The sequence below is a fragment of the Desulfosporosinus sp. BICA1-9 genome (assembly GCF_000802135.1).
In genome coordinates this window covers 23,378-36,021 of record NZ_JUEE01000173.1, presented here as the reverse complement: position 1 = coordinate 36,021, position 12,644 = coordinate 23,378, and the positions used below count along the sequence as shown (strand labels likewise).

The 12,644-nt window shown below is 42.0% G+C and carries 10 protein-coding genes and 2 pseudogenes; all 12 read right to left on the bottom strand.

What is annotated here, in order from left to right:
• A pseudogene (locus JL57_RS21990) lies at positions 1-551 on the bottom strand (RNA-guided endonuclease TnpB family protein); the annotation flags it as partial.
• Positions 552-838: 287 nt separating this feature from the next.
• Complete coding sequence (locus JL57_RS21985; protein ID WP_034144071.1) at positions 839-1,552, bottom strand: GGDEF domain-containing protein; 714 nt, start codon at positions 1,550-1,552, stop codon at positions 839-841.
• Between the two features lie 416 nt (positions 1,553-1,968).
• A complete protein-coding gene (locus JL57_RS35205; protein ID WP_291300404.1) occupies positions 1,969-4,119 on the bottom strand; it encodes a cell wall-binding repeat-containing protein in 2,151 nt (716 codons plus the stop codon).
• Between the two features lie 309 nt (positions 4,120-4,428).
• Positions 4,429-5,742, bottom strand: coding sequence for a DUF4179 domain-containing protein (locus tag JL57_RS21975; protein WP_034144070.1), 1,314 nt, complete (start codon positions 5,740-5,742; stop codon positions 4,429-4,431).
• A pseudogene (locus JL57_RS21970) lies at positions 5,739-6,264 on the bottom strand (sigma-70 family RNA polymerase sigma factor). Before JL57_RS21970 ends, JL57_RS21975 begins: the two are co-directional and overlap by 4 nt.
• A 168-nt stretch (positions 6,265-6,432) precedes the next feature.
• The gene (locus JL57_RS21965) at positions 6,433-7,287 is read right to left on the bottom strand and encodes a DUF6544 family protein (protein WP_034144069.1); all 855 of its coding nucleotides are present in this window, start codon (positions 7,285-7,287) and stop codon (positions 6,433-6,435) included.
• A gap of 63 nt (positions 7,288-7,350) precedes the next feature.
• Positions 7,351-7,809 (bottom strand): MarR family winged helix-turn-helix transcriptional regulator, encoded by a 459-nt coding sequence (locus tag JL57_RS21960; protein ID WP_034144068.1) that lies wholly within the window; start codon positions 7,807-7,809, stop codon positions 7,351-7,353.
• A 379-nt stretch (positions 7,810-8,188) separates the two neighbouring features.
• Complete coding sequence (locus tag JL57_RS21955; protein WP_291300403.1) at positions 8,189-9,028, bottom strand: methyl-accepting chemotaxis protein; 840 nt, start codon at positions 9,026-9,028, stop codon at positions 8,189-8,191.
• A gap of 31 nt (positions 9,029-9,059) precedes the next feature.
• Complete coding sequence (locus JL57_RS21950; protein WP_034144067.1) at positions 9,060-9,716, bottom strand: 3-oxoacid CoA-transferase subunit B; 657 nt, start codon at positions 9,714-9,716, stop codon at positions 9,060-9,062.
• A gap of 14 nt (positions 9,717-9,730) precedes the next feature.
• On the bottom strand, positions 9,731-10,378 hold the full coding sequence (locus JL57_RS21945) for a CoA transferase subunit A (RefSeq protein ID WP_034144066.1): 648 nt from the start codon (positions 10,376-10,378) through the stop codon (positions 9,731-9,733).
• A 222-nt stretch (positions 10,379-10,600) separates the two neighbouring features.
• Positions 10,601-11,524 (bottom strand): 3-keto-5-aminohexanoate cleavage protein, encoded by a 924-nt coding sequence (locus tag JL57_RS21940; RefSeq protein WP_034144065.1) that lies wholly within the window; start codon positions 11,522-11,524, stop codon positions 10,601-10,603.
• A 38-nt stretch (positions 11,525-11,562) separates the two neighbouring features.
• Entirely contained in the window at positions 11,563-12,585 is a 1,023-nt protein-coding gene (locus tag JL57_RS21935) for a ketopantoate reductase family protein (protein ID WP_034144064.1), read from the bottom strand.
• Between the last annotated feature and the right edge of the window lie 59 nt (positions 12,586-12,644).

Below are 12,644 nucleotides of genomic sequence, written 5' to 3'. Positions count from 1 at the left end.
ATGGCTAGGTGAAGCCAATATTGATTGTAAGCCCAAACGATTTCGGCCGAATGGATAGACGTAAAGGGAATATGTTTGGGTCGTTTAATCACCAAAGACTCTTCATTTCGGCCATTCGAAAAGACAATGCAATCGGTCTTTTCCAGGTGACGGAGAGCAATTTTCTTATAGTTAACCGAGAAAAATCGTTTATATCGCCAAGGATATTTCCAATCGAGGTTTCCCTGTACTCGTTGCTCCCGGGTCCGATCGCACGTTTCCTGATGGAGTTCTATCGTCGCTTGGATCGTCTGGGAATGAAGTTTATGCGTTTTTCCATTAAAGAGCTTCTTCATTTGGCTCTCGGAACTCCATACTCGATACGAACTCCAAAGCCACCCATGAATATCCAAGATGTCATTCCAGAGACGAGCGGATTCCTTCCGAAGGCGATCCACGAGAATGCGCTGGTTCGGATTAAGCCTCAATGGGATCTTCGAGACGAGAACATCGTAATTGTTCTCCTTACCTTTTGATTGATCGCTTTCACGTTTGGCTTGTTTAATAACCACTCTATTCACCTCCCTTCAAGTTAGGGATTGATTAGGTTAGATTTTATCATAGAGCCTCGACAAAATTATGTAGGGGAACGTAATTCATCCCCCACTTAAACACTGCGGAGTTTTGAAGTCGGGGTCTTCTTGCTGACTTTGATAAAACAAAATACCTACCCCTATTTGGAGTAAGGTATTAATGAGAGTCTATTAAAAGCTTAAAATGATCTCTGAGTAGTGCCTTTGGAATATTGGCCCACAGTCTATTCCTTAGTTATCGATAGTAGTCTATCATCGATTACCCTTTACAAAGCTGCCGAGGAAGTAGCTTTACTGGCATAGACTACGCTCAATTCAGAATGACAACCGTTTCCTCCCTGCGCTTTAACATCATAGAGCAAACGATCCACACGATCGAAAAACTCGGTCAGTGGCTCTTCCTGATAAATAGCCATTCCCATGCTCAAGGTAACCTCAGCACGATTAGGAAGACGCTCAAATGAATGTTGAATCCTTTTCACGATGTACCGTGCTGCTTCTAAATCGGTTTCTGTCAATACGATGGCAAACTCATCCCCGCCAAAACGATAAACCCCATCGATGGAACGAACAGAACTCTGGAAAACCTGTCCTGCTGAATACAATAAATCATTACCTAAACGGTGTCCCAAGGAATCATTGTAGTTTTTAAACCGATCTAAATCAATCAAAATCAGGGTAAATGGATTGTACTTTCGCTGAGCGCGCTGCGTCTCAAGTCGCATCCGCTCCTGAAAAGCTCTGTAATTACCAATCTTCGTCAGGTCATCAAGAGTAACGACACTCAACAACCTTCGACGTTCATTGGAAAGTTTCTGGATCACCATAAAAAGACCTATTGTAATAATCGTCACAAGCACTGCTCTCAGCCAGAGATACGCTATACCTTGGATCAGAATTAAGATTACTGTAATAATCGCACCTGAAAGCCATGGCCGAATTTTAAACCGCATATCCTTCAGAGAGGAATTATCATACATATGTTTCGCCTCCAAGCAAATCTACAGACACCGTTGGCCTAGTATTAAAGTACGTACTTTATCTTATATCCATTATTTTATTCTGAAGGATATTTGATACTTGTTTCGCTAAAGAATTCCAATTTCCTTCTTAATGAAAGCATTTTTAAGGGTTTATTTAGGTTTATCATTACAATCTTTGTATCTAGTTCACCTGTTAGCCGACTACCGCAAAAGGGGGCTACATTTGTTTTTTATACCACAGTCCTGCGACGATTAAAAGCATAACACCAGCACTACTATTTCTTCAATCTCCTCTGAAATCGTGAAATACATCCATGAACATGCAAAAAGCCAGAGCGTTCAACTTTTTGACGTTCTGGCTTTTAAATATCAACTATACTTCTTGCTTGTGTTATTACAGCACATTTAGGTTATTAATTAACGATTAGAATACTAAAGTTCGCTACCGGAGCGCCGTTCGTCAGATCTCTGGTCCCTGTCTTGGCATAGTTAACCGTGACATAAGCATCAGTACTTACAATTGATGAGCTCAAAGCCAGAGTTACCTTTGTGCCGGATACTGTAACGTTGGTAATTGTCGGGTTCGACGCTACCCCCACTACCTCAAAAGCTTCCGGATCGCCAATCAAGCCAATCAAAGCCTTGTTCATCGTTAAGACAATGTGTCTGCTGTCCGATATCGCCGCGCTGGACACGGTCGCTGCCAAAGGAACAACTACGTTCTGCGCTGTTCCGAAGTAATAGCCGCCTTTCGCCGCTGTGACCGTATAGGTATGACCAGCCGTTAACGTTGCGGAAATCTTATAGGTCGCGCCACTATTCGTTGTCGAGACCGAGCTGATCGTTACGCGGCTGCTGCCATCCATAAGTATGAAATCACTTGCGTTTAAACCATTCAATGCCGGGTTTACTGCCAGGGTAAAGCCTGTAGTCGAAGGTTCACTCACCGTCAACGCTTCTGAGGGTGTTGTCGTTGGTACGACCACGTACTGAGCTGGTCCGAAGGTGTAACCCGTCTTGGTAGCCGTTAAAGTGTAGATTTGACCTGCGCTTAACGATGCCGTAAGGGCATACGCCGCTCCGCCATTTAAAGCGGTCGCACTGGTAAGATTTATCGGAGTTCCCGAACTGTTACGAAGTGAAAAGTCATTTAACGTCATGTTATTGATGGCGGGACTCACTCCTACGATAAATCCCGTAGTCGATGGATTGCTCACAGTCAACGTTTCCGAGGGTATTGTCGTTGGAACGACCACGTACCGAGCAGGTCCAAAGGTGTAACCTGCCTTGGCGGCCGTTAAAGTGTAGATTTGACCTGCATTCAACGATGCCGTTAGGGCATACTCTGCCCCGCCATTTAAAACAGTCGCACTGGTAAGAGTTATCTGGGTTCCCGAGCTGTTACGAAGTGTAAAGTCATTTATTGTCATGTTATTGATGGCAGGACTCACTCCTACGATAAATCCCGTAATTGATGGATTTCTCACCGTCAACGTTTCCGAGGGTGTTGTTGTTTCTCCGTCGTTTTCTAACACATCATTAATTTTATCGATCAGACGTTGCGGAACTGCGCCTTCTCCGCCTAAAACGTTAACTTGGGGATGGACATTTTTATTTCTTAGCATGACCAAATAGTCGTTTAGACTCTTCGGTAAATTATTACTGTTGGGATCTACCAAAAGAATGGGTGCATTATGAGTAGCCGCAAGCGTGCTACCAGAGAGTGCATCAGCGAAATCAAAGCCATTAGCAACATAAATCTGAGTAGGATTTGGATAGAATTTATTTAAGATTAACGCTAAGGTTTCAAAACGATCATAACCACCCAGGCGTTGAATTTTTGAATTGGGCGATAGGGTTTGGATTTGCTTGTATACGCCATTTTGGATAATCCCTTCCCCACCGACGATATAAATATCAGTGGGTTGGTCGCTGATCAAAAACTCCTGAACGGATTGAGGAAGGTTAGAGGGATTACTCAGTAAGATAGGCCAACCTTTGCTGGCAGCCAGCGAAGAGATTCCTAGCGCATCCGGAAAGTCCGTCCCGCTGGCAATAATAACCGGAGTGCCATGGGGAACATTCAACTGATTGACAATCAGAGAATTGGTATCAAAACGATCCTTACCTCCTAAACGATTGACATGGAATCCATTGTCCAGTAACCATTGCTCAGAACTATGGGAAATAATCGCTTTTCCACCGACAATGGTGACTGTACCCCCTGCGACCAAATGATCCTTCACAAAGTTGTAACTAACCATCGAGTCTTTGTGTCCCGGGCTTACTAGGATAATTGGCGCTTTAAGTTGATAAGCTAAAGTACTGGCCGACAAAGCATCTGGGAAGTTATGACCCGATGCCAGAACAATATTTTGGACCTTTTGGCCGTCATAAAGTGCGCTAGCAATTGATGTAGAAGTCTGAAACCGATCATGACCATAAAAACGATGAGCTGCCGATTTTCCAGATTTCCCCGGTTTTGCCAGTGCTACCAAAGAGAATGATAAGAAAAGACTAACAATACAAACGAGTGACAAGAGAACTTTAGTTTTGGATTTCATAAATTTTTCCTCCTCCCCCTTTCGGGTTTCAAAATGTTTACATAATTTAATACGTGAGGTTAATTTAAATTTATGGGGGTATTATACAAAATTACCTAAATATGCATGTACATATTTTTGGATAAGAAATATGTAACAACAACCTTATATTAAATAGTACTCTGCGATTTCACTAAACTTAGACGCTAAAAGAAAAGTCCAAAGATAAACAAAAAAGCCAGACCGTTCATCATGAAACGATCTGACCAATAATTTATAAGGGTCTTAACCACTTCATGCTCTTCCAATTCAGACCATGATCACCGGTTTTTAATTTGTTGGAATCTCCAGCATTTCCTGATAGTTTTTTGTATAAGTCATTCTTTGGACATCCAGTTCCAGCTCATTCCCCGTACCCAAGAAACGCAGAGTTCTAGTATGGATGATGGTACCATCCTTGAGTTTATCATACTTGTCCATATTGGTTTGTTCTAGCGAAACTCTCTGTTCATCAATCATTAAATAAACCCGACTTAAGATAAAGCCTTCTGCACTGCTAATTGTAATATGCGTTTCTCCCTGAGCTGTTTCAATCTTATTTATCTCGACCTTTTGCCCTAGGATATTTAACTCTTGTTTATCGCCATCGTTCGTTCTGATTAACCTAAACTGTTGATTCACATCGTGGTCGGCTCCAAACCTCACCAGCTCCAGTTGGAGTTGCTTTAAATCCGGTGGTAAGGGGTCATAATCACTATGAAAGGTAATCCCTTTCATGTCCGTACTCATGCCACGCCCTTGTTGCGAAACTTCTTTTCCATTCGCAAAGAGTTTTAGCGTGAGGTCTGTGGGTCGAAGTCTCTCTCCATTGAGCTGGTCTTTCACTACTTCAAAAATAGTTTGAATTGAACCATTGATCACCGTTTTTGTAGGGGATGCAAGAATCGAATCAATTTTTATTTGAGTTTTATCAACCTTAATCGTTTCATTGAGAGTCTTTTTTAAGGTGTGCCCCATGGCAGTATTCCTGTTTAAAGTAAAGCTGATTTCGGCCGGTACTTCTCTACCCTGCTTTATTTGCGAAAATTTTAAGGTTAGGTTTTTTTCAAAGGGCTTAGGTGGCTCAAAGCTGGAGATATATTTCATTTCTGTTTTATCTTCATTCATATTTCCTTGGGAATTCTGATGGTGGTATTCTCCCCAAAAAGCTTTTAAGGACATAAAAGGGGATATATCGTCTTCATCCACGTGCCCTGATGGATCTATAATGGTATAAAACAATAAAAGTTGGTTTTCGTCTGCCATTACATAATCCACTGTTAATGAGACCCCATTCTCAAATCTATAACTCTTTCCTACAGGTTGTCCTTTGCCGAGTTCACTTAATTGCTTCAACGAACCATTCATGACCTGATCATACCCTAGGAGTTGTTTACTATAATAAGCAATCACATCATAATTAAATGATAATAGCATAGCAACAACCATAACCACGGCTACGACATATACTCTGAATCTGTTTCCTAGGGTAACTTGTTTTTTCGTGTTTAAGGCATTCCGAAGCCGCTCCTCCAATTCTTCGGGGGCTTCAATTTGGTCAATTTGCAATTTCTTTGCTCTAAGAATGTCTTCTATATTGTTCATTCGTTACTCACTCCCATGCTTTGTTTTAACTTTAGAAGCCCGGTGTGAATTCGCGATTTGACTGTACCTAAGGGGATTTTTAAGATCGCAGCTATAGATTCATAATCCAGATCTAGGTAATACCTTAATTTTAGAACTTCCTGGTATTTTCTATTGAGCTTTTCCCAGTGTTTTTCAAGATATAGCTGTTCATCCTTATTATGAAAAACATCTTCATGAGAGTCTTCTGGAATATCTCTGATTAAGATGACCCTATTTTTTCTTCTTAAGTTATTCTTACAACAATTGACAAGGATTGTCTTGCTCCAGCTATAAAAAGCTTTTTCTTCTTTCAGCCTCTTGATATTTTCATAGACTTTGAGAATCATATCTTCCATGGCATCTAACGCGTCATCTTGGTTCTTCATGAATATATAAGCAAGGCGATAATAATCCTGTTTTTTGAGTCATAATGAGTTCAATAAGTGCCTCTTTATCCCCTATTTTTGCTCGTTTTATCATCTGGATTAACTCATTGTCCAAAGATTTCACCTCACTTCTATACCTATGAGTTTTATCTTATCTAATAAGTTCATTTTTGAGTGAACTATTTTTAAAAATAGACACTGGAATGGTTACTCTAATTTCCAAATAATCAAATCAAAAAGAGCACCCCTTATTTGAGTGCTCACCGTCTGCCCCGAAGTATTCCTAATATCGAGCCACGTTGTTGTACTCCATTTCCTTAACTTCAAAGTGATACCATTCAAAATCTCCCGTTTTTAATTTCCAAGTGATATTCCCTTGAGATGGGACTTTGAAGCCGTCGAATTCCTTATATTTTTTCATCGCGCAAGACCAGGTTTCCATTCGGTACTCCCCATCAAAGTCTCCATAACGCTGGGCAACGAAGCTTAGAATCTCTCCTTTTTCGCTAAACGTATAGACTCCCGAGGCGGTAACCCCCATGTAACTCATGGTTGCTTTAGCTGAGTTTGAGTCAATGCCTTCCCATTGGATATATTCGCTAAGGGCTGCTGTAGGGAACCACATGATCTCCGCGAGATAGCGTAAGAGTGCTCCCTGATCGATTTCTTTGCCGCTCCCATCGGCAACAGTTTTAAGGAATAAAAGTTTAATGAGTATATTTCCACGACCTTCGATATATTTATCCCTTCCCACGATGTGAAGAAGTGGTGCCATTTTAATGTCAACAGCCCATATAAATCCGGGTTCATCAATTCTAAAGTACTGCTCAACTTGGGCATTCATCCAGGGCTGATTCTCTTTCAATCTCAAAGTAACCTCTTGCTTGGTGCGTGCCGAGACGATTTTCTCCTTACCGACGATCTGTGAGTTTTGCATCCAATTTTGAACAGGACTTGGTAATCCGTTTAAGTCGTTCTCACTGACGACTTCGTGCTTATTTCTAACAGCCTCATAGAACGTTTCCACTTCCTTCTTAACACTTTGATTGAAGTGGTAATGAGCCATCATTGAAGCGATCACAACCATCAATACAAGAATGAGGAGTCCGCTTATGATCAGAGGAACAACCTTGGGCATAATTCAATTCAATCCTCCTCTATTTCAAATTAAGGGGTCTGCCTTGCTTCTTGAGTCATCCTTTTAAGTTTCTTCCATCTTGGTTAAATTAGATAACATTTTAACAAGCACTGCTCTTACTTTTGAAAGCTCATCTTTTTCAATGTCTTTAAAAACGGCTTCAATAAAAGCAACCCCCTTCCCTTCAGTTTTCGCCCAAAAAGCATAGCTTTCATCCGTTAAACTAATCTTAGTGGCTCTGGCATCTTTTTTGTCCTTTTCTAATTTAAGTAAACCCTTTTGCTCTAGTTTTAACGCAACTTGTTTAACATTTTGATGAGAACTTCCCATTTCTTTGGCAACCTCTTTAATAGTGGGTGGTTCGTCAAAAAGACTATCGATTACCACTGATAGCAACCACTGTTTAGTTGTAATATCATGATTGTTTAGTTCTCTTTCAAGTAAAGTATCCATTCTATTGGCAACCACGAAGATAGAACCAAAAATATATTGACCATCTTCCATCTTATCAAGCTTGCTCAACTATAATCCCTCCACAACAAAATAATAGGTAATACATTACCTATATTAGATAATATATTACCTTATTTCTAAAATGTCAATTCTTTTACCAAATTAATTTTTGTATAAATAGGGCGCTCATCCATCGAAGTTGCTTTGGTACGGTCCTTTTGGCTTTCTTGGAAAGGTTTAACATATTCTTTACACAAAGTTCATGAAAGGGTAACAAATATGGTTTATACTAACTATAGAAGGATAACACTCGCTAGTTTAGCGGTTGACATAAACGGTAAGTCAATTTCTTCTTCTTTTTTCTCCTTCTTTACTCCCCCCTCCTAGCGAGGGGGCTTTTTTATGTCTATATACTAAAACGGAAGCATATAGGCATTGGCAATTATAGTTACAGCTTCTTCGCCAGTGAGTTCAATCCTTCTAATTGGGCAGTCAATTCTTCCATTGCGGCGGCAATCTCCTGGATTGCTGCCGATTGGTCCTCACTAACACTACTTGTTTCGACTGTTTGCCTATTAATCGACTCAATCGACAAAGTAATTTCTTTTAAGATTCCAGTAGCTTGCTTGGCTGAGGTATTGCTTTGTTCAGAAAGACGGCGAATTTCTTCTGCAACCACAGTAAAGCCTCTCCCCTGTTCACCGGCCCTAGCCGCCTCTATAGCTGCATTTAAACCAAGTAGCTTGGTCTGATCAGCTACACGTTTGATCATCTGAATAATTCCGTCAGTTTCACCGATGTTTTCTTTCGTCCTCTGTGTGTTCTGCGAAAGCGTTTCCCCCACCTTAGAAAGCTGTTGTGCACTAAATGCTATATCTTGAATACTCTGATTTACCTGTTCGAAAGCAACTGAAAACTGCTGTATTATTTGATTGAGTACAGACTCGTTCTCATGACTAAACACCACTGCAATAGCGCCAATGGCATTGTCATCCTCATCATACACTGGTTCAGCCATTGCTTTAAAAGGCACGCCAAAGACTTCTTTTGGTACTAGCTGGATTACTTTTCTTTTTTCTTTCATGGCCCTATAAACAGTGCTTCCTTCTTTTACTGGATCACCGATCTTAATATTTAACGGAATTTTATTATCATCATTGCGAACCACAGCTATATAGTTAGCAGTGTTCACAACCCCTAAGGCAACCGGCATGGAATATAACAGAGCTAAAATCGGCAACAATTCAGCAATTTGCTCCAGTGCCTTTTGACCGATAATCCTTGTCATAATGCGCTCTCCTTCCATAAGATGGTGCCCATCATAGTTCCATAGAACCAACAGTAGTAGGAACAATTAGCTTAGCTTCAGTCTTAGATTGGATTTCCTCAACAGTGACACCCGAAGCTAATTCTTTTAAGACGATGCCATCTTTTGTTACTTTCATAACACCCAGTTCGGTGACTATATAATCTACCTCATTAGCGGCGGTGAGTGGCAGTGTACATTTTTTCAGAATTTTGGGGGCACCTTTTTTAGTGGTGTGCTCCATAGCAATGATTACTTTCCGGGCTCCGGCTGCTAGATCCATAGCCCCACCCATCCCTGGTACCATTTTGCCTGGAACCATCCAGTTAGCCAGGTTTCCTTTTTCATCAACTTCCAAGGCACCTAGAACCGTAGCGGCCAAGTGACCCCCTCTAATAAGTGCAAAGGACGTAGCACTGTCAAAACATACACCACCTGGGAGAATCGTTACAGGGGCTGCACCGGCGTTAACCACGTCTTTGTCTTCCTGACCTTGCGAGGGAGTAGGACCTAGCCCGATAAAACCATTCTCAGACTGAAGCATAATGTTGCTCCCGGCAGGTATATAGTTTGCTACAGCCGTAGGCATCCCGATTCCCAAGTTTACTAAGTCGCCTTCGTTAAAGAAACGGGCTACTCTTTTGGCAATTATTTCACGCGGATTAGACATTTTCTTATTCCTCCTTAACCCTTTACTATCATGTCTACGACTGCACCAGGTGTGATAATCTCATCAGGATCAAGCATCCCTAATTCGACTATCTCTTCCGCTTCGACAATCACGAAATCCGCAGCCATTGCCATAACCGGGTTAAAGTTTCTGGAAGTACGACGATAGACGAGGTTGCCATATTTGTCCGCTTTCCAGGCTTTTATTAGAGCGATATCGGCTTTTATAGGCAGCTCCAAGATGTAGGTTCTTCCTCCTTTAGTTATTTTATCTTTGCCTTCTTCGACAATAGTTCCTAAACCAGTAGAAGTAAGAAAGCCCCCTAGCCCAGCACCTGCAGAACGTATTCTTTCCGCTAGAGTGCCTTGAGGAACCAGCTCCACTTCCATCTCCTTGGCATGCATTTGTCTTCCTGTTTCAGGGTTAGTACCGATATGAGAGACAATGACTTTGCTAGTCTGCTTATTTACTACCAGCTTACCAACGCCTTTACCTGGAAAAGCTGTATCATTGGCTATTACCGTAAGATTCTTAACACCCTTCTCAACTAAGCCGTCCACCAGGCTCTCTGGAGTTCCTGTACCTAGAAATCCGCCAATCATCACGCATTGGTTGTCGGTAAATCTAGCTAGAGCCTCTTCCCTCTCAGCTATTTTACTCATATTTTTTTCCTCCTTTGGTTTATGACCATGTTTACCATATTTCATGTGTGAAAGCTGCATCTTATTATCCCTTTAACGGATGTCAGGAGGAGCAATAGGCTTTTTTTATAGACTTATTTTGGAATTATACTACTCCCGGTATTTGTTTGATAGGGAACCTCCTGTAAAGAACTATTGGAAGCAAAGGATAGCTAAAATGCTATCCTTTGCCTGCATTTACAATTATTTGGACAAAGCCAGTAATTCCCTGGCTTCAGCAGGTGCAGCAGGTTGAAGGTCTAACTCAGTCATGATCCTGACCATCTTCGCCACTAATTCACCATTGTTCTTAGCCAAGACTCCTTTACCTAGATATAAATTGTCTTCCATACCTACTCTAACGTGTCCGCCTAGGATAAGAGCCATTGTAGTAGCAGGGAATTCAGCCTTGCCCGCTCCGATTACAGACCAGTTATACTTGCCAGTACCAAAGAGTCGTTCCGCTGTAGTATGCAGGTTCATGATGTCATAAGGAGTCGAACCGATACCACCTAAGATACCAGTTACATACTGCATAGTAATGGGAGGTTTGACGAACCCTTTCTGGAGTAGATAAGCAATGCTGTACAGGTGACCCACGTCATAGACTTCCAGTTCAGGTTTGGTTCCGTTTTCATCCATGATTTTAGTCATGGTTTCCATGGCGGTAAAGGTGTTTTCAAAAATAAAGCTCTTCGTCATATTAAGCATGGCAGGCTCCCAAGGGAACTTGAAATCTTTAATCTTGTCTGCGACAGGGAACAAGCCCCAGTTGATAGAACCAGCATTCATAGAAGCCAATTCAGGCTTGAATTCGGGAACGACAGCTACTCGTTGCTCTACGGTCATACCTGCACCACCACCAGTGGTAAGACAGATGACGACTTCTTTATTCTTGGCCCGGATTTTGCCTACAATCTCACGATACAGTTCCAGATCAGCAGAAGGCTGCCCTGTTTCTGGATTACGGGCATGGATATGGACTATGGCTGCCCCGGCATTAGCAGCATCAAGAGCGTTTTGAGCTATTTGGTCCGGGGTGATAGGCAGATAAGGTGACTGGCTGGGTACATGAATAGACCCGGTAATTGCACAGCAGATGATTCGTTTCGTGGATGATACGGCCATTTTATGTTCCTCCTCGTTATTTAAGGTTAATTTTTGATCTAAGCTTCTGGAATTTCAGGTAGTTCAAACATATCAAGGTTCTCAATCTTATAAGTGTACTTCCCTGCTTCGATGCCCTTAACTATTTCTACGACTTTATCACTAATGGGAGTAGCAATACCCAGCTTCTTACCCCAATCGGAAATAACCCCATCGATAGCGTCGATTTCTGTCTTTAAACCTTTCTCTAAGTCCTGGAGCATACTGGCCTTTAACAGACGATGTGGTGAAAAGACAGCCTTATAGTAAGGGTATTTCGCGTCCCGTTCTTGCTTGTTCTGGAAGGCCAAAACACTCAGGTCATGTCCCTGGAGAGGTTCCAGTTTAATGCCTCTGGCCTTAACGATTTCAAGGGTCTCGTTGCCTATGTGAACTGCACAGGCTAGAGCCTTTTCATTATCTAAGATGTCACCGTAGGTACAGCCCAAGGCTGCAGACATACCACTCATGGTGGCATTCACAATTAATTTAGTCCAACGAATTCCAGCCAGATTTGGCACAATAATGGTCTCTGCAGAAAGGTTTAACAGTTCGGCCACCTTTTTTGTCCGTTCCCTGATGCTGCCATCCAGTTCACCAACATCATAGCTCATCTTGTTGGGGTCGGATGTAAGCATAGAGACCCCGGGACCCACAAACGTTGCCCCCCAGCCCACAGTCCCGCTTAAGGTGCGCTCTTTACCGATAATTTCCGCTACGGCATCCTCAGGAACACCATTTTGCAGGGTACATACGACACTGTCGGGACCCAGATGAGGCAGTAATTGTTTTAAGGCAACCTCGTTATACGTTTGCTTAACCAGATATAGAACCACATCATAAATCCCTGTCATCTCATCAGGCGTGATGGCTTTGACAGGAATAGTAAGCTCCATTGTTCCTGTAATAGTAGCCCCTTTTTCATTTAAAGCTTTAACATGTTCTTTGTTGGCATCAATTAGGATAACGTCTCCGCCATTCTTGGTGATGAGAGCCCCTGCTATAGTCCCCAGGGACCCTGCACCCATAATTGCTGTGCGCATAATATCTCCTCCTTGTTTGTTTTTTTATGACCTGTACTCATGTGAGCCTTGGCCCACAT